This window comes from Xanthomonas bonasiae (genome assembly GCF_017163705.1).
Classification (GTDB): Bacteria; Pseudomonadota; Gammaproteobacteria; order Xanthomonadales; family Xanthomonadaceae; genus Xanthomonas_A; species Xanthomonas_A bonasiae.
The window spans coordinates 1-20495 of the sequence record NZ_JAFIWB010000021.1 but is presented as its reverse complement, the minus strand read 5'-3'; the positions used below and the strand labels follow the sequence as shown (position 1 = coordinate 20495).

General features: G+C 71.5%; 16 protein-coding genes. 13 read left to right on the top strand and 3 right to left on the bottom strand.

Annotated elements, in window-relative coordinates:
- Positions 1-8 precede the first annotated feature (8 nt).
- The gene (locus JR064_RS16220) at positions 9-911 is read right to left on the bottom strand and encodes a LysR family transcriptional regulator (protein ID WP_179568864.1); all 903 of its coding nucleotides are present in this window, start codon (positions 909-911) and stop codon (positions 9-11) included.
- A gap of 108 nt (positions 912-1019) precedes the next feature.
- Here JR064_RS16220 and JR064_RS16215 point away from each other — a divergent pair, with 108 nt between their 5' ends.
- The 11 genes from JR064_RS16215 to JR064_RS16165 all read left to right on the top strand — a co-directional run bounded on the left by JR064_RS16215 (position 1020) and on the right by JR064_RS16165 (position 12666).
- Entirely contained in the window at positions 1020-2102 is a 1083-nt protein-coding gene (locus JR064_RS16215) for an aldo/keto reductase (RefSeq protein ID WP_179568866.1), read from the top strand.
- Between the two features lie 239 nt (positions 2103-2341).
- Complete coding sequence (locus tag JR064_RS16210; protein WP_179568868.1) at positions 2342-3337, top strand: aldo/keto reductase; 996 nt, start codon at positions 2342-2344, stop codon at positions 3335-3337.
- 97 nt (positions 3338-3434) lie between these two features.
- Positions 3435-4136 (top strand): glycosyltransferase, encoded by a 702-nt coding sequence (locus JR064_RS16205; protein ID WP_179568870.1) that lies wholly within the window; start codon positions 3435-3437, stop codon positions 4134-4136.
- Between the two features lie 83 nt (positions 4137-4219).
- The gene (locus JR064_RS16200; RefSeq protein WP_206230434.1) at positions 4220-4666 is read left to right on the top strand and encodes a GNAT family N-acetyltransferase; all 447 of its coding nucleotides are present in this window, start codon (positions 4220-4222) and stop codon (positions 4664-4666) included.
- 109 nt (positions 4667-4775) lie between these two features.
- Positions 4776-5792, top strand: coding sequence for a 3-oxoacyl-[acyl-carrier-protein] synthase III C-terminal domain-containing protein (locus tag JR064_RS16195; RefSeq protein WP_206230433.1), 1017 nt, complete (start codon positions 4776-4778; stop codon positions 5790-5792).
- A gap of 1 nt (position 5793) precedes the next feature.
- Positions 5794-6771, top strand: coding sequence for an NAD-dependent epimerase/dehydratase family protein (locus JR064_RS16190; protein WP_206230432.1), 978 nt, complete (start codon positions 5794-5796; stop codon positions 6769-6771).
- Positions 6772-6937: 166 nt separating this feature from the next.
- Positions 6938-7786, top strand: coding sequence for an MBL fold metallo-hydrolase (locus JR064_RS16185; RefSeq protein ID WP_206230431.1), 849 nt, complete (start codon positions 6938-6940; stop codon positions 7784-7786).
- A complete protein-coding gene (locus JR064_RS16180) occupies positions 7779-8960 on the top strand; it encodes an ATP-grasp domain-containing protein (protein WP_206230430.1) in 1182 nt (393 codons plus the stop codon). The genes JR064_RS16185 and JR064_RS16180 overlap by 8 nt, the downstream gene beginning before the upstream one ends.
- The gene (locus JR064_RS16175) at positions 8957-10066 is read left to right on the top strand and encodes a hypothetical protein (protein ID WP_206230429.1); all 1110 of its coding nucleotides are present in this window, start codon (positions 8957-8959) and stop codon (positions 10064-10066) included. Before JR064_RS16180 ends, JR064_RS16175 begins: the two co-directional genes overlap by 4 nt.
- 361 nt (positions 10067-10427) lie before the next feature.
- The gene (locus JR064_RS16170) at positions 10428-11564 is read left to right on the top strand and encodes a GGDEF domain-containing protein (RefSeq protein ID WP_241093120.1); all 1137 of its coding nucleotides are present in this window, start codon (positions 10428-10430) and stop codon (positions 11562-11564) included.
- 88 nt (positions 11565-11652) lie between these two features.
- Positions 11653-12666 (top strand): Rieske 2Fe-2S domain-containing protein, encoded by a 1014-nt coding sequence (locus JR064_RS16165; RefSeq protein ID WP_206230428.1) that lies wholly within the window; start codon positions 11653-11655, stop codon positions 12664-12666.
- On the opposite strand, the gene JR064_RS16160 is transcribed toward JR064_RS16165, so the two are convergent.
- On the bottom strand, positions 12656-15667 hold the full coding sequence (locus JR064_RS16160; RefSeq protein ID WP_206230427.1) for a bifunctional diguanylate cyclase/phosphodiesterase: 3012 nt from the start codon (positions 15665-15667) through the stop codon (positions 12656-12658). The genes JR064_RS16165 and JR064_RS16160 overlap by 11 nt on opposite strands.
- Positions 15668-15814: 147 nt before the next feature.
- Positions 15815-16735: an oxygenase MpaB family protein gene (locus JR064_RS16155; RefSeq protein WP_206230426.1), complete on the bottom strand. Its 921-nt coding sequence runs from the start codon at positions 16733-16735 to the stop codon at positions 15815-15817.
- 215 nt (positions 16736-16950) lie between these two features.
- On the opposite strand from JR064_RS16155, the gene JR064_RS16150 reads away from it, so the two are divergent.
- Positions 16951-17568 carry a hypothetical protein gene (locus JR064_RS16150; protein ID WP_179568904.1) on the top strand — a complete coding sequence of 206 codons (618 nt, stop codon included), beginning with the start codon at positions 16951-16953 and terminating at the stop codon, positions 17566-17568.
- 485 nt (positions 17569-18053) lie between these two features.
- Positions 18054-20150 carry a TonB-dependent receptor gene (locus JR064_RS16145; protein WP_206230425.1) on the top strand — a complete coding sequence of 699 codons (2097 nt, stop codon included), beginning with the start codon at positions 18054-18056 and terminating at the stop codon, positions 20148-20150.
- The last annotated feature ends 345 nt before the right edge of the window (positions 20151-20495 follow it).

Sequence of the window (20495 nt, the reverse complement as noted above, 5' to 3'; positions counted from 1 at the left end):
CGCGGCGGCTACTGCGCCGCCGCGTTCGCCGCGCGCAGATGGTCGATGAACACGCGCAGCTTCGGCGCCAGGTGTTCGCGCGCCGGATAGTAGAGATAGAAGCCGGCGAAAGGCTGCTGCCAGTCGTCCAGCACGCGGACCAGGCGGCCGGCGGCGACATCGGCGGCGACCACCGATTCGAAGCCCTGCGCCAGGCCCAGCCCTGCCAGCGCCGCGGCATGGGTCAGGCCGCTGTCGTTGAACACCAGGGTGCCCGTCACCTCCACTTCGAAATCGCGGCCGTCGCGGGTGAACTCCCAGGCCATGCGCCGGCCATTGCTCATGCGATGCACGATGCAGTCGTGCTCGACCAGGTCGGCCGGCGTCTGCGGCGGCGGATGGCGCCGGAAATAGCCCGGTGCCGCACAGATCACCTGGCGCTGCATCGGCCCCAGCGGCACCGCGATCATGTCGCGCGCCAGGCATTCGCCCAGGCGGATGCCGGCATCGAAGCCCTCGGCCACCACGTCCACCAACGCCGGGTCCACGCACAGCTCCACTTCGATCTGCGGATAGCGCGCCAGGAACGACGGCAGCCACGGCATCACCAGTTGGTCGGCGACCACGCGCGGCAGAGTGATGCGCAGGCGCCCGGCCGGGCGTTCGCGCACCGTGTCCAGGTCCAGGAACGCCGCCTCGATCTGCGCCAGACCCGGTTTCACCCGTTCCAGGAAGCGCGCGCCGTGTTCGCTCAGCGCCACCCGGCGCGTGGTCCGGTGCAGCAGGCGCACGCCCAGTTGCGCTTCCAGCGCACGCACCGTCTGCGACAGGGCCGAGGCCGAGACGCCGAGTTCGTCGGCGGCGCGGGTGAAGCTGGCGTGGTGGGCGACGCGGGCGAAGGCGACCACGGCAGGCAGGGGACTGGCAGCCATTGTGAAGCTCAACTTCAAGGAAGATGCAGACTATGCCAGTTTATCCGCCTGGTCGGGCGGCGCATCCTGCCGTTCCCGCGGTCCAATCCGCTTGCCAGGAAGCTCTCCATGTCGCTCGACCACTACCGCCTGCTCGGCCGCTCCGGCCTGCGCGTCAGCCCCATCTCGCTGGGCACGATGACCTTCGGCAACGACTGGGGCTGGGGCGCCGACGCCGCCGAAGCCAGCCGCCTGTTCGCGCGCTATGTCGAGCTTGGCGGCAATTTCATCGACACCGCCAACACCTACACCAACGGCAGCTCCGAGACCCTGCTCGGCACCTTCGCCGAAGGCCGCCGCGACCGCCTGGTGATCGCCAGCAAGTACACCCTCAACCCCTTCCCCGGCGATCCCAACGGCGGCGGCAACCACCGCAAGAACCTGCTGCAGTCGGTGGAGGCCAGCCTGAAGCGGCTGCGCACCGACTACCTGGACCTGCTGTACCTGCACATCTGGGACGACACCACGCCGGTGGAAGAAGTGATGCGCGGCTTCGACGACCTGGTCCGCGCCGGCAAGATCGTCTACGCCGGCATCTCCGACACGCCGGCCTGGCAGGTGGCGCGGATGCAGACCCTGGCCGACCTGCGCGGCTGGTCGCCGCTGGTGGCGCTGCAGATCGAATACAGCCTGGCGCAGCGCACGGTCGAAGCCGAGCTGGTGCCGATGGCCGAGGCGCTCGGGCTCGCGGTGCTGGCCTGGTCGCCGCTGACCATGGGCATCCTGACCGGCAAGTACAGCCGCCAGGACCTGGCCGCGGTGCAGCGCCGCGCCGCCGACGGCCAGGCCGGCGCCGAACGCGGCGATGCCGCGCATGCGCACGAAATGCTGACCGAGCGCGCGCTGGACATCGCCGATGTGGTCAAGCAGGTCGCCGCGGAGATCGGCCGTTCGCCGGCGCAGGTGGCGCTGGCCTGGCTGCTGCAGCGGCCGGGCGGCGGCGCGATCCCGATCGTCGGCGCGCGCACCCTGGCGCAGCTGGACGACAACCTCGGCGCGCTGGAGCTGCAACTGGACGCGGCGCAGTTGCAGCGGCTGGACGCGGTCAGCGCGGTGGCGCATCCGTTCCCGCACGCGTTCGTGCGCCTGCCGATGCCGCGGCACCTGGTGTCCGGCGGCACCCGCCTGCGCCCGCGTACGCCGGCGATCTGAACCGCGGCGCCGACGCGCGACCGAACGCAGCACTGACTGTGCGCAAACGTCGGCCATGGCATGGTCGGCGCCTGCGCAGATCGCGGTGCGGCGGCACGTTTGCAGGATCGGACAAGGATCCTGCGCGATCGCGATAACCCACCGCCGCGTCGCGCCCGCATCCTCCCTGCCCCGCAACGACAGCGTCCGCGCCGCGTCTTTTCTTCTCCCGTCCCTCCCTTCGCAACAGGAGTTTCCCGATGCAAACCCGCACTCTCGGCCGCAACGGCCCCCGCGTGTCCGCCCTCGGCCTCGGCTGCATGGGCATGAGCGCGTTCTACGGCGGCCGCAACGACGACGCGGCCTCGATCGCGGTGATCCATGCCGCGCTCGACCACGGCGTCACCCTGATCGACACCGCCGACATGTACGGCCCGCACACCAACGAAGTGCTGGTCGGCAAGGCGCTGGCCGGGCGCCGCGACCAGGCGTTCCTGGCCACCAAGTTCGGCATCAAGCTCGATCCAAACGATCCGAGCGTGCGCGGCGTCGACGGCCGCCCCGAATACGTGCAGGCCGCCTGCGAGGGCAGCCTGCAGCGCCTGGGCGTGGACCACATCGACCTGTACTACCAGCACCGGGTGGACCCGAACGTGCCGATCGAGGACACCGTCGGGGCGATGGCGCGGCTGGTGGAACAGGGCAAGGTGCGCTTCCTGGGCCTGTCCGAGGCCGCCGCCGGCACCATCCGCCGCGCGCATGCGGTGCACCCGATCACCGCGCTGCAGAGCGAGTACTCGCTGTGGTCGCGCGATCCGGAGAGCGACCAGGTGCTGGACACGGTGCGCGAACTGGGCATCGGCTTCGTGCCGTACTCGCCGCTGGGCCGCGGCTTCCTGACCGGGGCGATCCGCTCGCCGGAGGACTTCGAGGCCGACGACTATCGCCGCCATTCGCCGCGCTTCCAGGGCGAGAACTTCGCCCGCAACCTGCAGCTGGTGGAACAGGTGCGCACGCTGGCCCAGGCCAAGGGCGTGACCCCCGGGCAGCTGGCGCTGGCCTGGGTCCTGGCGCAGGGCGAGGACCTGGTACCGATCCCGGGCACCAAGCGCCTGGCCTACCTGGAAGAGAACCTGGGCGCGCTGCAGGTGACGCTGAGCGCCGAGGATCTGGCGCAGATCGAGGCGATCTTCCCGGCCGACGCCGCCGCCGGCACCCGCTACCCGCCGGCGATGATGGCGACGCTGCAGCGCTGACCCGCTGCTGCGATCCGGCCGCGCCGCGCCGGCGGCCGGCCGGGACGCGGCGCGGGCCGATTTGCCCGCGCCGCGCCGGCGTCGCATGATGCCGGACGTGATCTCGTTCATCGTTCCCGCCCACGACGAAGCCGCCCTGATCGGCGACACCCTGGCGTCGCTGCATATCGCCGCCGAGGCCTTGCGGCTGGACTACGAGACCCTGGTCGTCGCCGACGCCTGCAGCGACGACACCGCGCAGATCGCGCGCCGCCATGGCGCGCAGGTGCTGGACGTGCAGTTGCGGCATATCGCCGCCACGCGCAATGCCGGCGCCGCCGCCAGCCGCGGCCGCTACCTGCTGTTCGTCGATGCCGACACCCGCGTCAACACGCCGCTGCTGGCGGCGGCGCTGCGCGCGCTGCACACCGGCGCGGTCGGCGGCGGCGCGCAGGTGCAGCTGCTCGGCAACGTCGCCTGGCACGAACGCGTGGCGCAAGCCCTGTTCGGCTGGTTGTTCCGCCGCACCGGCATCGCCCCCGGCTGTTTCCTGTTCTGCACGCGCAGCGCGTTCGACGCCGCCGGCGGCTTCGACGAGCGCTACTACGCCGGCGAGGACGTGGCACTGAGCCGCGCGCTGGCCCGGCGCGGGCGTTTCGCGATCCTGCGCGAGCCGGTGCACACCTCCGACCGCAAACTGCGCAGCTTCAGCAAGCGCGAGCACCTGGGCCTGCTGCTGCAACTGCTGCGCCGCGGCCGCGGCATGCTGCGCTCGCGCGACGCGCTGGGCTTCTGGTACGGACAGCGCCGCGGCCGCTAGGCCGCGCCGCCCATGTCCGCACAGGTTGCGTCGGGCCGGCAAAGCGCTTGCGCCCAACGTGGGCGACTTCCTACTCTCTGCCGATGAGCGAGAACAGCAACCTGGAGATCAGGAACGCGGCGATGGCGGACCGGCAGGCGATCGTGGCGCTGATGGCGGCGCTGGACTATGCCGGAACCGAGGACTTCATCGAAGCCCGCCTGGCGCAGCTGCTGGCGCATCCGGACGAGGCCTTGCTGGTGGCCGCCGCAGGGGACAGCGTCCTGGGCGTGTTGTCGCTGCATTTCCTGCCGCAGTTGGCATTGGCTGGCGACATCTGCCGCATCAGCTATTTCTGCGTCGACGATCGCGCGCGCGGCGCCGGGGTGGGACAGCGTTTGCTGGCGGAAGGCGAGGCGCTGGCGCGGCAGCGCGGCTGCGACCGCCTGGAGGTGCACTGCCATGGCCGGCGCGAACGCGCGCACGCCTTCTATCGGCGGGAAGGCTTTGTCGAAGCGCCCAGATATTTCGCCAAGTCGCTGCGCGATTGAGGACTGTCTGAGATCGCCAGCCGCAAGCGGCGGCGCGATCTTCCCGAGCGCGGTTGCCGGCGCCGATCCGCTGGCAGTACGCTGCGCCCCCTTTGCGCGAGCTTTCGCAATGACCGTCGACCCCAGCAGGCCCATCGCGGTGCGCATCCTCGGCACGGGCGACTATCTGCCGGCGCGGCAGGTGGCTTCGGACAGCTTCGACCAGCGCTGGGGCAAGCCCGCCGGCTGGACCCTGCGCCATGCCGGGGTCGGCGTGCGCCACTATGCCGGCGCCGACGAACCGGCCTCGCTGATGGGCGAACGCGCCGCGCGCGCGGCGCTGGCGGCGGCGCAGCTCGAACCGGACCAGGTCGATTGCGTAATCTCCGCCTGCAGCCTGATGGAACAGGCGATCCCGTGCAGCGCCGCACTGCTGCACGCGCGCCTCGGCCTGCAGGGCAGCGGACTGGCCGCGTTCGACATCAACGCCACCTGCCTGAGCTTCATCGCCGCGCTGGACCTGGCCGCCTGCGCGATCGCCGCCGGCCGCTACCGGCGTGTGCTGATCGTGTCCAGCGAGATCGCCAGCGTCGGCCTCAACGGCGAGGACATGGACACCGCGCCGCTGTTCGGCGACGGCGCCGCGGCGGTGGTACTGGGCGCGGACAGCGGCGACAGCGGCTCGCAGCTGCTGGCCGCGCACCTGGAAACCTATTCCGAAGGCATCGAGCATTGCCGGGTCCGCGCCGGCGGCACCCGTCTGCGCCTGGAGCACGGCATCGACGCGTTGCGCGCCGGCTCGCTGTTCGAAATGAACGGCCGCGCCACCTACCGGCTCGCCGCGGCGAAGTTGCCCGGGTTCCTGCAGCGGCTGCTGGACAAGGCCGGCGTCGAACTCCCGCAGTTGCAGCGGATCGTGCCGCACCAGGCCAGCGCCAAGGCGCTGCGGCACCTGCAGGTCGCGCTGCGGCTGGCGCCGCATACGCTGGTCGACGTGATCGGCGAACGCGGCAACCAGATGGCGGCCTCGATCCCCAGCGCCCTGCACCAGGCCATCGCCGACGGCCGCATCGTGCGCGGCGACCTGATCGGCCTGGTCGGCTCCGGCGCCGGGCTGGCATTCGGCGGCGCGGTGCTGAGGTACTGACATGGCGCGCATCCTGGTCACCGGCGCCTCCGGCTTCATCGGCGCGCACATCGTCCGCGCCCTCGCCGCCGAAGGCGCGCAGGTCCGCGCCAGCGGCCGCAATGCCGCCGCCCTGGCTGCCTTCGCCGGCGACCCGCGCATCGACGTGGTCCGCGCCGAGCTGTGCCGCGACGATCTGACAGCGTTGCTCGCTGGCTGCGATGCGGTGATCCACTGCGCCGCGCTGTCCGCGCCGTGGGCCAGCGCCGAGCTGTTCCGCCAGGCCAACGTGGTCGCCACCGAGCGCATGCTCGCCGCCGCGCAGCGCGCGCAGGTGCGCCGCTTCGTGCATTTCAGTTCGCCGAGCATCTATTTCCGCTTCGCCGACCAGTACCAGGTCACCGAGGACTTCACCCCGCCGGCGCGCTGGATCGGCGGCTATCCGCAGACCAAGTGGGAGGCGGAGGAAAAAGTGCGCGCCGCCGCCGCGGCCGGGCTGCCGGCATTGGTGCTGCGTCCGCGCGCGGTGTTCGGCCACGGCGACAACGCGATCGTGCCGCGGCTGCTGGCAGTGGCGCAGCGCGGCTGGTTCCCGCTGGTGCACGGCGGACGCGCGATGATCGACGTGTGCTGCGTGGAGAACGCGGTGGCCGCGGCGCTGGCCGCACTGCGCGCCGAACACCTCGGCGACGGACGCGCCTACAACATCAGCAACGGCACGCCGATCGCAGTGCGCGACCTGCTCACCGCATTGTTCGCGGCGTTGCAGCTGCGCGTGCGCCTGCTGCCGGTGCCGCGCCGCGTGGCCCTGGCGCTGGCCACCGTCGGCGAACAGATCGCCTTGCGCCGGCGCGGGCAACCGGAGCCGCGGCTGAGCCGCTACGGCATCGGCGTGCTCGGCTATTCGCAGACGCTGGACATCGGCCGCGCCCGGCGCGAACTCGGCTATGCGCCGGTGCTGTCCACCGAGGCCGGGATCGCGGCCCTGGCGCGCACGTGAGGCAATCTCGGCAAGCGCCTGGCCCGACCTGCCCGGCATCGCCCGCCGACGCAGGCGCGCGCACGTCTGCACGTGTGGGAGGGACTTCGATCCCGACGCGACTGGCCCGCCAAAGCGCCGCGGCCGAAACATCGTCCACGCACTGCGCGGCCGGACAGGAACGCCCATGAGTGCACCGACGCTGCGCTGGCGCCTGTACGAGGCCGGGCATTGCACCCATCCCGAACGCGCCACGCGCCGCGGCGCGACGCTGGCGCCCTGCCAGTTCCCGGCGCTGGCAGCGCTGCTGCAGCATCCGGTGCATGGCAACCTGCTGTTCGACACCGGCTACTCGCAGCACTTCCTCGCCGCCACCGCGCACTTCCCCGAGCGCCTGTACCGCGTGCTGACGCCGGTGCATCTGGCGCCGGGACAATCGCTGCCCGAACAGCTTGCACGCGACGGCATCGACGCGGCGGCGATCGACTGGATCGTGCTGTCGCATTTCCATGGCGACCACGTCGGCGGCGTGGCCGATTTCGCGCAGGCGCGCATCGCCTGCGCGCAGCGGGCCTGGGACGATCTGCAACGGCGCGGGCGATTGGCGGCGCTGCGCGAAGGTTTCCTGCCGGCACTGCTGCACGGCGCACGCGCACGCATGCACTGGTTCGAAGCATTGCCGGCATGCACGGCACCCGCGGCGCTGCGCGGCTTCGGCACGCTGCGTGACCTGTTCGGCGACGGCAGCGTGCTGCTGGTGCCGCTGCCCGGACACGCGCCCGGCCACTACGGACTGTGGTTCGAGGACGCGCACGGGCCGGTATTCCTGGTCGCCGATGCGGCCTGGTCCAGCGCCGCGATCGCCGACGGCACGCCGCCGCCGGCGCTGGTCACCCACCTGCTCGGCGAGCACCGCGTCTACCGCGACACCTTGGCGCGGCTGCACGCGCTGCGCCTGGCCGAACCGGCGCTGCGCATGGTGCCCTCGCATTGCCGGCAATGGCGGCCGGCCGCGCACGAGGCCGGCGGTGCCTAGCGCGCCGGCGGTGCTGATCACCGGCGCGCGTGCGCCGGTGGCGCTGGATCTGGCGCGCCGCTTCGCTGCGCAGGGCTGGCGCGTGCACCTGGCCGACAGCGTGGCCTGCCGCATCTCCGGCTGGTCGCGCGCGGCCAGCGCCAGCCATCGTATCGCCTCGGCGCGCTACGCCCCGGCCGCCTACATCGCCGACCTCAACGCGCTGGTCGCGCGCCAGCGCATCGCGCTGTTGCTGCCCACCTGCGAGGAGGTGTTCTACCTGGCCCGCTACCGGCAGGCACTGCCGGCGCAGCTGGACGTGCTGGTGGACGCCTTCGACACGCTGCGCGCACTGCACAGCAAATGGCACTTCCTGCATCTGGCCCGCACGCTCGATGCCGACGTGGACGTGCCGGACAGCGTGCAGGTGCGCAGCCTGGCGCAGGCGCGCGAATGGGCCGGTACCGCGCCGCTGGTGCTGAAGCCGGAATACTCGCGTTTCGGCGTGCACGTGCGCGTACATCCGCATGGGCTGCCCACCGACGCGCCGCCTTTGCCCGAACAAGGCGCCTGGGTCGCGCAACGCTATTGCGCCGGCGAAGAGCGCTGCTCCTACGCGGTGGCCCGCGACGGCATGCTGCTGGCGCACGCGGTGTACCGCCCGCGCTACCGGCTGCAGCGCAGCTCCAGCTATTACTTCGACGCCGCGCCGGCGCCGCAGATCGAGCGCTTCACCGCGCAGCTGGTGCGCGCGCTGCGCTTCAGCGGGCAACTCTCCTTCGATTGGATCGTCTCGGCGCAAGGCCGCTACAGCGTGATCGAATGCAACCCGCGTGCGACCAGCGGCCTGCACCTGTTCGCCGCATCCGACCCGCTGGTCGCCGCGCTGGACGGCAGCCGCCGCGACCCGGCCGCGATCGTGTGCCCGACACCGACGCGCGCGGCGATGCTCGGCCCGCTGATGCTCGGCGTCGCGCTGCCGACGGCGTTGCGTCATGGCCGGCTCCGCCAATGGCGCGAGGACTACGCCCGCGCCGACGATGTGCTCGCGCCGCGCGGCGATCGGCGTCCGCTGGCCGGCGCGCTGCGCGACCTGGGCAGCCATGCGCGGCTGGCGCTGGCCCAGCGCTGCACCGTGCGCGAGGCGTCCACCCGCGATACCGAATGGGACGGCGAGGCCCTGCCGCCGCCATGAACGGCGCCGCCGAGGCCTGCATCGACTACGCCGTGCAGGCGCAGCGTTTCGCCGACCTGCATGCCGGCCGCGATGCGCAGGGCGTGGCCGGCAATCTGCACGCGCGCATCGACATGCTGCAGGCCGGCACGCTGTCGGTGCCGGTCACGGTGAGCGAGGAGCGTGCCGGCAACGCCTGGGTGTGCTCGCCGCGCACCACCTATGCCGACTACGCCGCCGAGGAGGCCACGCGCCTGTTGCCGCCCGCGTTGGCCGCACCGCTGCGCGGGTTGTGCGGCGGCATCGGCGCCTGGCTGGACTGGGCGCGGATCGACCGCGCGGTCACCCTCAACAACTGGCTGCTGTCCACCAACCTGTACCCGCCGCTGCCGGCCGAAGGATTGGGCGCCCTGCTGGACGCCGCACGCGCACGCTGGCCGGACCACGCGCTGTGGTTCCGCTCGTTGAACCGGGTGGACACGCCGCAGTGGCTGGACGCGCTGCAGGCGCAGGGCTTCACCCTGATCGGCAGCCGCCAGGTGTATCTGTACGACGACTGGCCGGCGCTGCTGCACCACCGCGACCTGGCGCGCGATCTCAAGCTGACCGCGCGCACCGACCTGCAGCGCTGCGGCAACGACGCGATCGGCGAGGCCGACTACCCGCGCATCGCCGCGCTGTACGCGCAGCTGTACCTGGACAAGTATTCGCGCTGCAATCCGGCCTACCACGCCGGGTTCCTGCGCGCCTGGCACCGCGCCGGGTTGCTGCGCTTCGACGGCTTTCGCGGCGAGGACGGCACGCTGGCCTGCATCACCGGCCTGTTCGGCATCGGGCGAACGCTGACCGCGCCGATCGTCGGCTACGACCTGCAGCAGCCGCAGCGGCTGGCGCTGTACCGCACGCTCACCGCGTGCGGCTTCGAGCATGCGCTGCGCCACGGCCGCCGGCTCAACCAGAGCGCCGGCGCGGCCAGCTTCAAGCGCCAGCGCGGCGGCACCCCGGTGATCGAGTACAGCGCGGTGGACGCGCGCCACCTGCCGCTGCGCCGGCGCCAACCGATCGCCGCGCTCGGCGCGCTGACCGAACGCATCGGCGTGCCGCTGATGCGCCGCTATCGGCTGTGAACCACCGGCATGCCTTCGCCGCGACGGTCGCAGCAGTGGAGCGCTAAAGGCCACGTACCCGCCGCCGATATCAGGGCAAGCCCAAGCGGCAGCGCCAGGAACCCGGATGGACCGAACCGCCCCCTCCCGTCGACCTGTGCCGCGTGTGCAACGCCGACCCGGCGTCCGCGCGAACGGACTCGTGTGCCGCGGAGCGTTTGGAAACGTTTGCAGCGCGAAAACCGCTGCAAACGGGCGGCTCGCATATTCTCGCGGCCCTATACTGGGCGGCATCTGAAAATCGTTTGCGGCGTGGATCGGGGGACCTGTGGAATGGATCGCACACCTGGCTCACGCTGGCACCTTGCTGATCGTCAACGCCATGCTGGCGGCGGTGTCGTCGGCGCTGTTCTTCGCCATCCGCTTGACCGGGCGCAAAGCCAAGCACACTGACGGATTGCTACTGCTTGGCCTGAGCTACGCCACGTTCGCGGCTGGCTTTGGCGCACTCGTGCTGCCGGCGGGATTGCCGGCGCACGCCACCGCCCTGGGCTTGATCGGCAACCTGACGATCGATGCCGCCACGGTGCTGGAGTTGTGCGCGGTGAACGCCTATCTGCGGCGGCCGCTGATCCAGCCCTGGATCCTGGTCTCGGTCGCGCTGATCGGCGCGGCGGAGATCTATTGCCTGCACAGTGGAGGCGAGAATCTCAGGGTCATGGTGGTTTTCGGCTGCACCCTGCGCGGCCTGTTGACCGTTGCCACCGGCATGGCCTTGTGGCGCCACGCCGACCCGACGGCGCGCACCGCGGCGCGCTTCACTGCCGCGTTCCACTTCCTGTGGGCCCTGATGCTGCTGCTGCGCATCGCCTGGTGGTCGATCCATCCGCTCGCGGACACGAGCTTCGACCCGACGTCGAAATTCGGCCTGCTCGCGCGCATGGTCCTGACCTCGATCATCACCCCCGGGTTCCTGTGGATGCTGGCCCGCAAGATGAACGCGGAACTGATTCGCCACGCCTCGCAGGACGCCCTCACCGGCGTCGCCAACCGCCGCGTCATGTGGGAAAAGGGCGAGTCGGCCACGCAGGAGGCGCGCGGCAGGCACTCGCCGATCGCAGTGCTGATGATCGACGTCGACAATTTCAAGTCGATCAACGACCGCCTGGGCCACGCGACCGGCGACCAGGTCCTGGTCGCCATCGCCGACACGCTGGCGCGGCATATCCGCAGCCCGGACGTGCTCGCCCGCGTGGGCGGCGAGGAGTTCATGGTGCTGATCCCGCAAGGCGAGGAATCGGTGGTGCGCGACATCGCCGAGCGCCTGCGGCGCATGGTCGAACGCCAGGACATCCTGGCCTCGTCCGGCACCGCGGTCGCCTGCACGGTCAGCATCGGCTATTGCATTTCCGGCGGGGCGCAGATCGAGTGGCAGAAGCTGGTGGGCATCGCCGACCAGGCGCTGTATGCGGCCAAGCGCGGCGGGCGCAACCGGGTGACCGGCACGATCGTCGCGTAGCGCGCCGCGCGTTCCTGGGCGCCGCAGCCACCTACGCCGTGCGCGTGCATCCAGACATCGGCACGCCGCGCATGCGACGCTAGCGGCCATGACCGACTGGCATCCCTCGCTGTACCGACACTGGTTCGCCGTGGCCCGGGCCGACGCGCTGCGGCAGCGGCCGCTGGCGGTGACGGTGATGGACCGGCATGCGGCGATCGCGCGCTGCGCCGACGGCAGCCTGCTCGCGCTGGAGGACCGCTGTCCGCACCGGCACGCGCCGCTGTCGGCCGGCTGCGCCAGCGGCGACGGCCTGGCCTGCCCTTACCACGGCTGGCGCTTCGGCCGCGACGGCGCGCTGCGCGAGATCCCCGGCATGCCGCCCGGACAGGCGCTGCCGGCGGTGCGGGTGCGCGCCTTCGCCGCGCGCGAACACGACGGCTTGATCTGGCTGCGCCCGGATCCCGACGGCGACGCGCACCCGGCGCAACTGGTGCAGGAACTGCACCCTTCGGCGCGGCGCTTCCTGTGGCGCACGCGCTGGGAGGCGCACGTGGTCGATGCGCTGGAGAACTTCCTCGATCCGTTGCACACCCACCTGCTGCATCCGGGACTGGTGCGCCGCGGCGGTGCGCGCACGCCGATGCGCGCCTGCCTGCAGACCGGCGCCGAAGGCTTCCACGTGGACTACGTCGGTGCGGCCGCGCAGAGCGGCTGGCTCTACCAGCTGTTCGAATCGCCGCGCACGCTGGAGCGCGCGCACTTCGCCGCGCCCGGTACCGCGCAGATCGAATACCGCTATGCCCGTGGCGGCCGCGTGCGCATCAGCCTGCACTTCACGCCGGTGGGCGAGCGCAGCACCGAGGTGTTCGCCAGCCTGCACGTGGACGGGCGCTGGGCGCCGGCATGGGCGGTGCGCTGGCTGGTGTGGCCACTGCTGCGCAAGGTCGGCGAGCAGGACCGGCGCATGCTCGCGTTGCAGGCGCACAACCTGCAGCGTTTTCCGGGCGTGCGCGGCGCCTCGACCGCGCTGGACCTGGTCCGCGAACCGTTGCGCCGCTACTGGGACGGCGAGCCGCTGCCGGCAGCGGGCGCGCCGCACTGCATCGACCTCATGCTGTGACCGCGTCCGGCGCGTCGCGCGCGCCGAGCGCGGCGAGCACCTGCGCCAGCGGCGCCGGCCGGCCCAGCAGGTAGCCCTGCACTTGGTCGCAGCCATGCGCGCGTAGCCACTGCAACTGCGCGTCGTTCTCCACGCCTTCGGCGACCACCTGCAGGCCCAGGCTGCGGCCGAGCGTCAGCAAGGCCTCGCAGATCGAGGCGTTGCGCGCATCGCGATCCACGTCGGCGACGAAGCTGCGATCGATCTTCAGCGTGTCCAGCGGCAGGTCGCGCAGATAGGCCATGCTGGAGAAGCCGGTGCCGACATCGTCCAGCGCCACGCCCACGCCCAGCGCGCGCAACTGCCGCAGCACGTCCAATGCCTGTTGCGGCTGCCGCATCAGGCTGCTCTCGGTCAGTTCCAGGTGCAGGCCGTCGGCGGCCAGGCCGGCTGCGGCGCAGGCCTGCACCAGGTCCGCGACCAGGTCGCCGTCGAAGAACTGCAGCGCCGACACGTTCACCGCCACCGGCAGGTCGGCCCAGCCGTGCAGCGCCAGCTGGCGGCGCGCCTGCGCGGCCGCCTGCATCACCCAGCGGCCGAGCGGCAGGATCAACCCGGTGTCCTCGCACAGCTGGATGAACTGGTCGGGGGCGATGAAGCTGCCGTCGTCCTGCGGCCAGCGGATCAGCGCCTCGAGCAGCCGCGGCGCGCCGGTATCGGCGCGCAGGATCGGCTGGAAATGCAGCTCGAACTCCTGCCGCGCGATCGCCTGATGGATGCGCCCGGCCAGGCGCAGGCGCTCGCCGATCCGCGCGGACATGCTGCGCTCGAAGCGGGCGACGCTGCGTCCGTCGGCCTGCGCCGCATGCGCGGCCTGCGCGGCGCTGCCGATGGCTTCCTCGGCGCCGGCGGCGTCGTCCGGGCACAGCGCCACGCCGATGTGCGCCTGCAGCTGCTGGGTGAAGGCGCCGCCCTGCACCGGCGTGGACATCGCCTCGAGCAGGGCCTGCAGCGCCTGCGGCAGCTGCTGCGGATCCAGGACCGCCAGCACGAAATCCTGCGACGGCTGGTGCGCGGTCAGGCCGAACCGTTCGCCCAGCCCGCGCAGCCGCGCCGCCACCGCGCAGCGCACCGCATCGCCGGCGGCGCGGCCCAGGGTGTCGCCGATCAGCGCCAGCCCGCGCAACTGCACGTACGCCACCGCATAGCCCGCCTGCCCACGCGCATCCAGCGCCTCGGCCAGGGCGCGCGGATCGAGCAGCCCGGTGGTGACGTCGTGGCTGGCGCGGAACGCCAGTTCGCGCTCGTGGGCGATGCGCTCGCTGACATCCTCGGCCAGGATCAGGCGCGCCGGCGCGCCGCCGAAGTCGACGTCCGCGCTGTGCACCCGCACCGACAGCAGGCTGCCGTCCTTGCGCCGGTGGGTCCACACGCTGGGCGCGTCGAAGCCGTCGCGCGGCTTGCGTACGTCCGCCAGCAGCCGTTCGGCGTCGGCGGGCGGACGCAGGTCGAGCAGGGTCATGGCCAGGAATTCGTCGCGGCTGTAGCCGTACTGGCGGATCGCGGCCTGATTCACTTCCAGGAAGCGCAGGCTGTCCACCGCGAACAGCCAGTACGGCAGCGGGTTGCGCTCGAACACCAGGCGGAACTGACGCTCGGCGTCCAGCAGCCGCGCCTGCGCCTCGAGCCGCTCGCTGACGTCCTGCACCGCACCGGTCATGCACAGCCCACCGCGGCCCTGCACCCGCGCGCCGCGCGCGGCCAGCCAACGCAGGCCGCCATCGGGCGAATGCATGCGGTACACCACGTTGTATTCGCCGTTGCCGTGCAGCGCCTCGTCGTACAGCTGCTCGACCCGCGCGCGATCGTCGTCGTGCACTCGGGCCAGGAACGCGCTCAGGCTCATGCGCAGCTGCGGCGCGCCGAACAGGGTACCGGTCTGTTCGGCCAGCAGCAGGTGGCGCCGGTCGGCCTCGACCCGCCAGGTGCCGATGCCGCCCATCGCATGCGCCAGGCGCAGGTCCTCGTCGCCGCGGCGCAGGCGCTCCAGCAACTGCCGCTGGCGGTCCTCGGCACGGCGCAAGCTGCCCAGCAGGAAGGCGAACCCGAGCAGATACAGCAGATACACCAGCGCCGCCGCGCCGGCGAACCACCACCACGGCGCCAGCGCTTCGCGCACCGCCAGCCCCGACACGGCCAGCAACGGGTAGTCGCGTCCACCACTGACCGCCAGCATGCGCGGCTGCCGGTCGAACACGGTGCTGTGCATGCCCAACGCACTGCCCTGCGGCAGCCCGCGCACCAGGCCCAACGGCAGCAGCACGCGGGTACCGCCGGTGCCGGCAGCGGGACTGCTTGCCGCAAGCAGCAGGCCATGCGCATCGGTCAGCGCGACCACGCCGTCGCGGCCGGCATCGACCCCGCCGACGATGCGCTGCAACGCCGCGACCCGCCAGCTCGCCACCACCCAATCGCCCGACGCCAGCGGCAACGCCAGGCGCACCACCGCTTCACCGTCGGCCAGGCGTTGATACGGGCCGACGAACACCTGATCGCCATTGCGGCGCGAACCCAGCGCCCATGCGCGCACGTCCGGATCGCCCTCCGTCCCGTAGCGGCGCCGGCCCTGCGCATCCAGCAACGCAATGCCATGCAGCTCCGGATGCCGCAGCAGCACGCCGCGCAGCGATGCCTCGATCAGCGCCGGCGCGCGTGCCGGCGCGTCGGCCAGCAGCGCCTGCGCGCCCATGCCTTCGCCGCGCAGCGCCTGGCTCAGGTTGTCCAGCTCCAACTGCAGCAGACGGTCGGCGCCCGTCGCCAACGCCAGGCTCTGCCGCTGCGCCGCGGCCAGGCGGTTGGCGCGGTCCTGCGCAAGCACATAGGCCAGCCCGCACGCCAGCAGCAACGCCAACGCCAGGCCCCAGACCAGGATCGCGCGCAACGGCGCGCGCAACGCGCGCCGCAGGCGCTGCCGGAAGCGGACGTCGTAGAGCTTGTCGGCGGCGGAGAAACGGCGCTGCATGGGTCCTGCATAGAGCGGCTCAGGCGCGGCGATCTTGACCGGGTAACAGCGCCGCGCCGGATGCCGCACGACGGATCGGCCATACGGTTCAGCTTCGCCAGCGCGACCGTGCGCGGCAACACACGCCAACAAACGTCGGCCACCCGCTCACTCCGGCCACTGCGCCAGCCGCTGCGGGGCGATGCCGACCCGGCGGCAGGCGCGCTGCGCGATGCCGTCGTTGAGCGCGATGCGGAACAGCGGTGCCAGCCCCCGCAGCACCCGCGACGCGACCGCCGCCTGGGCGCGTTGCAGGCGCCCGTGCCCGAGCATCGCGCTCGCCCACGGCGGCAGCAGCGCCGCGCCGGCGCCCAGGAACAGCTCGCGCGACAGGCCCGCCGCCGGCACCGGCAGGCGCAGCCCGGCCAGCACCGCGAGCACCTCGCGCGATCGCGCATCCACCCGCAGTTGCGGGCGCACCTGGGCGAAGTAGTCCAGCACCTCGCGCTCGCTGGCCGGCACCGCCTGCGCGCCCAGCGCCTCGGCCACGCGTCGGCCCTCGGCGTAGTAGCGATCGGCGATGGCGACCGGCACCGCGCGGCAGTAACGGCGATAGCCCTGCAGGAAGCCGTAGGCCTCGGTGACGTGCACCCAGGTCAGCAGCGCCGGATCGTCGGCGGCATAGGCGCGGCCGTCGGGCGCGTGGCCGCGGATCCGCGCGTGGATGCTGCGCACGCGCGCGATCAGGCGCTGCGCTTCGGCCGATGGCGCATAGCTGGTGGCGGCGACGAACTGGGTGGTGCGGCGCAGGCGCCCGACCAGGTCCTCGCGGAAGTTGGAATGGTCGTAGACGCCGGCCAGCGCCAGCGGATGCAGGGTCTGCAGCAGCAGCGCGCACAAGCCGCCGGAGAGCATGCCGGGAAACTCGGCGTGGATGCGCCAGGTGACGCTGTCGGGGCCGAACAGGCCGGCATCGCCGAGCGGCTGGTCGTAGTCGATCCCGCCCTGGCCGCGCGGGAACACGTCCAGCACCCAACGGCGGATGCGGGCGGCGGCGGGAGCGGTGAGGGTACGCAGCATGGCGGTCATCGCGGCATGGTAGCGGGCGGCGATGCATGCGCCGTGCAAACCGGTGCGCGCAGGCTTGGCGACGGTACCCAGGGCTCCCGGCCGCAACAGCGCATTGCCGCGCGGGCTTCATGTGCATCTGCAACATGCCAATTCCGGCCACTGTGCTAGAAAGAAGCTGCTTCAAGATCGCCCGAGACACCGCCGTCCGCCACCGCATCTGCAGGGAGCCTGTCATGATCGCTTTGTTCAAGGGGTTGGGGTTGTTGCTGGAGGACAACGCGCTGCACCAGCGCTCGTTCCCGGAACAGGTCGCGCACTGGCAGCACAAGAGCGAAGCGCAGCTGCGCTCGGAAGTGGATCTGCTGGCCAAGGCCAAGCAGCAGTGGCTGGTGGTCTCGATCATCGGCTGGCAGGCGATTTCGCTGATCATCCTGGGCGTCATCACCAACCAGCTGTGGCAGCACGACTACCACCTGACCTTCTCGCGCATCGTCATCGTGGTCAGTTCCTGGGTCGCGATCCTGTTCGTGATCTGGTTCATCGCCAACATGTTCGACCGCACCGCCGGCTTCGAGCGCTGGCTCACCGCCTTCAACAGCCGCGAGCCGCTGTCGGCCGACGCGGATACCGTGGAGTGCGTCGCCGATGCGCTGAACATGGCGCGCAAGTATCCGGAGATCCTTGAGTACAAGCGCGAGGTGGTCGCCAATCGCGAACTGCGTCACGAGGACATCCGCATCATGCGCGAGATGGGCCGCATCCGCCTGCATGCCGAACTGGTCGCCGCGCTGATCCAATTCGAGGGCGTGCCGCCTGGCGGCCAGAACGGCGTGCTCCGCGTCGCCGGCTGAGCCGGCCGACGCGCATCGCAGCGATCGCGTGCGGATCCACAGCACGCGCGTTGCATCCGCCTCGACATCGGAGAAGGGCGCGACGGTGCCTGCCGGCCGCCGCCATGGCGGCCACCGCCGCACCCTGATGTCGTCAGGGCACCGCACTGACGCATCCACCGCAACGCACACAGCGCCGGCATCGGCGCTGCAGCCCCCCAGCGCCGGCGTCATCCGCGCTGGAGCGCCTGCGCTGTCCTGGCGACAGCTCAGGGCTGCCTGTCGCCAGCGGCGCCCTGGATGCGCCGCGGCCGTAAGTGCCGGTCCGGCCTTCTCGATCACCGGCCGCCGCTGCAGCAAACGCCCCCGCTTGCCCGACCGCCCGCGTGCGCGGCCGCGGCTTGCCCTTGCCTGGCGAGCGCCCGGCGCCGACGGACGGGTCTTCGCAATCGCCACATCGCGAAATATAATCATTCTCGATTAGCCCTCCCCACCCCACGGTCTCGATGAAACTGCACCCCCTCCCGTTCGCCTGCCTGCTCGGCATGGCGGCTTCCACTGCTGCGCGCGCGGCCGACGACACCGCCGATACCGCGCAGGCCACCGCCCTGCCTGCGGTGCAGGTCCGCGCCGAGGCAGCCCACAGCGGCTTCCGCAGCACCAGGCCGGCGCAGTCCGACAAGTCGGACACGCCGCTGGCGCAGACGCCCTTCTCGATCACCGTGGTGCCGCGCGCGCTGCTGGACAGCCAGCAGGCGCAGACCCTGGCCGATGCCTTGCACAACGTCTCCGGCGTGGTCGCCAACACCTATGGCCGGCGCGGTTGGGACGACCTGATCATCCGCGGCCAGACCGCGTCCGACTCGCTGTTCGTCGATGGCCTGCGCACCGCCTCCAACAACCGCGTCGCCGAGCAGCTGTTCGGCATGCAGCAGGTGGAAGTGCTGAAGGGCCCGGCCTCGCTGCTGTACGGCCAGGTGCTGCCGGGCGGGCTGGTCAACCTGGTCAGCAAGCGGCCCGAAGCCACGCCGCTGCGCCGCGCCGAACTGGGCATGGGCAGCGATGGCCTGCAGCAGGGCAGCTTCGATCTGAACCAGCCGCTGTCGGCCAACGGCAAGACCGCGCTGCGGCTCAACGGCCTGGCGATGAATGCGGACGATCCCACCGACCACGTGTATTTCCGCAGCCGCTGGATCGCACCGGCGCTGTCGCTGGACCTGGGCGAGCGCACCGACTTCGTGCTCCTCACCAGCTACCAGGAACGCGACTACATCCGCCAGCAGGGCCTGCCCTGGGAAGGCAGCGCCGAGGCCAACCCCAACGGCAAGATCGATCGCTCGCTGTTCACCGGCGAACCCGCGCAGCCGCCGTACCACAGCCACCAGAGCCGCATCGGCTACGTGCTGGACCATCGCTTCGACAACGGCTGGACCCTGCACCACGCCGCGCGCTGGCAGGAATTCGGATTGGACGGCTTCATCATCGCCAACAACGGCCTGGCCGCCGACCTGCGCACGCTGCGCCGTACCGCCACCGACCAGCACTACGACGGACGCACCTGGGTGCAGGACACCTACCTGCAGCGCGGCTTCGCCACCGGCGCCTGGCAGCACACGCTGACCGCCGGCGTGGACGCGTTCAAGACCTGGGAATGGAACGTGCAGTCCACCTGCCGGGTCGGCACGCTGGACGTGTACGCGCCGGTCTATGGCGGCGCGGTCACCTGCCCGGCCACGCCCAGCCGCGACAACCTCAGCGTGGTCACCTCCGGCGGCCTGTACCTGCGCGACCGCATCCAGTTCACGCCCGATTGGCAGCTGCTGCTGGGCGTGCGCCACGACCGCAGCCGCAACCTCAGCGAGGACTACCTCACCGGCACCAACACGCGCAACGACGCCAGCGCCACCACCGGCTCGGCCGCGCTGATGTTCGACGCCGGCGGCGGGCTGCACCCCTATGCCAGCGTCGCCACCTCGTTCTATCCCAACGTCGGCACCGACGCGCAGGGCGCGCAGTTCGATCCGGAGCATGGCCGCCAGGTGGAGCTGGGGGTGAAGATGGAACTGGACGCGGGCACCAGCCTGAGCGTGGCGCTGTACGACCTGCGCCGGCGCAACGTGCTGCAGACCGATCCGGTCAACGACGGCTACAGCATCGCGGTCGGCGAGCAGCGCAGCCGCGGCCTGGAGCTCAACGCCGCCGCCGACCTGGGCAGCGGGGTCAGCCTGTTCGCCGGCTACGCCTACACCGATGCAGTGGTCACCGACGACGGCGGACAGAGCGTCACCACCGTCGGCGACCGTTTGTACAACGTGCCCAAGCACAGCGGTTCGCTGTGGCTGCAGTACGCGCCGCACGGCGCGGACGACGGCTGGACCTTCAGCGGCGGTGCGCGCGCCGAAGGCGAGAAGACCGCCTACGGCCATCGCATTCCCGGCTACGCGGTGTTCGATGCCGGTCTCGCCTACCGCCAGGGCCATTGGCGCTATGCGTTGAACCTGAAGAACGCGTTCGACCGCGACTATTTCGCCGGCGGCCTGCAGCGCGCCGTGGCACTGGGCGACCCGCGCACACTGCTGTTCTCGGTGGGCGTGGATTACTGAGCTGCCGAGCGCGTGTTGCTCCTGGCAGGAAGTTCAGCGGCCCCGGCGCCATGCCGGGGCTGAAGCCGCTCCTACAGTGCACCCGTCGAGTCGGCCGCAAGTTTCCTGTAGGAGCGGCTTCAGCCGCGACGAACGAAGCAATGCTGCTATCCGGTTTCGGAAACAGTCGGGACTGAAGTCCCTCCCACAGTGCACCCAGCCGGCTCGTCGCAAGTCTCTTGTGGAAGCGATTTCAGTCGCGACGCGCGGAGTCAGAAACCGCTGCGACTTTGGCAACCTGTCGCGGCTGAAGCCGCTCCTACATACAGTGCACCCGGCGAGCAGTGCACCCGGCGAGTCGCCCGC

Excerpts from the sequence above, each read along its gene's own strand:
- JR064_RS16220 (WP_179568864.1), bottom strand. The coding sequence starts at position 911 with ATGGCTGCCAGTCCCCTGCCTGCCGTGGTCGCCTTCGCCCGCGTCGCC.
- JR064_RS16215 (WP_179568866.1), top strand. The coding sequence starts at position 1,020 with ATGTCGCTCGACCACTACCGCCTGCTCGGCCGCTCCGGCCTGCGCGTC.
- JR064_RS16210 (WP_179568868.1), top strand. The coding sequence starts at position 2,342 with ATGCAAACCCGCACTCTCGGCCGCAACGGCCCCCGCGTGTCCGCCCTC.
- JR064_RS16200 (WP_206230434.1), top strand. The coding sequence starts at position 4,220 with ATGAGCGAGAACAGCAACCTGGAGATCAGGAACGCGGCGATGGCGGAC.
- JR064_RS16195 (WP_206230433.1), top strand. The coding sequence starts at position 4,776 with ATGACCGTCGACCCCAGCAGGCCCATCGCGGTGCGCATCCTCGGCACG.
- JR064_RS16190 (WP_206230432.1), top strand. The coding sequence starts at position 5,794 with ATGGCGCGCATCCTGGTCACCGGCGCCTCCGGCTTCATCGGCGCGCAC.
- JR064_RS16185 (WP_206230431.1), top strand. The coding sequence starts at position 6,938 with ATGAGTGCACCGACGCTGCGCTGGCGCCTGTACGAGGCCGGGCATTGC.
- JR064_RS16175 (WP_206230429.1), top strand. The coding sequence starts at position 8,957 with ATGAACGGCGCCGCCGAGGCCTGCATCGACTACGCCGTGCAGGCGCAG.
- JR064_RS16170 (WP_241093120.1), top strand. The coding sequence starts at position 10,428 with ATGCTGGCGGCGGTGTCGTCGGCGCTGTTCTTCGCCATCCGCTTGACC.
- JR064_RS16165 (WP_206230428.1), top strand. The coding sequence starts at position 11,653 with ATGACCGACTGGCATCCCTCGCTGTACCGACACTGGTTCGCCGTGGCC.
- JR064_RS16160 (WP_206230427.1), bottom strand. The coding sequence starts at position 15,667 with ATGCAGCGCCGTTTCTCCGCCGCCGACAAGCTCTACGACGTCCGCTTC.
- JR064_RS16155 (WP_206230426.1), bottom strand. The coding sequence starts at position 16,735 with ATGACCGCCATGCTGCGTACCCTCACCGCTCCCGCCGCCGCCCGCATC.
- JR064_RS16150 (WP_179568904.1), top strand. The coding sequence starts at position 16,951 with ATGATCGCTTTGTTCAAGGGGTTGGGGTTGTTGCTGGAGGACAACGCG.
- JR064_RS16145 (WP_206230425.1), top strand. The coding sequence starts at position 18,054 with ATGAAACTGCACCCCCTCCCGTTCGCCTGCCTGCTCGGCATGGCGGCT.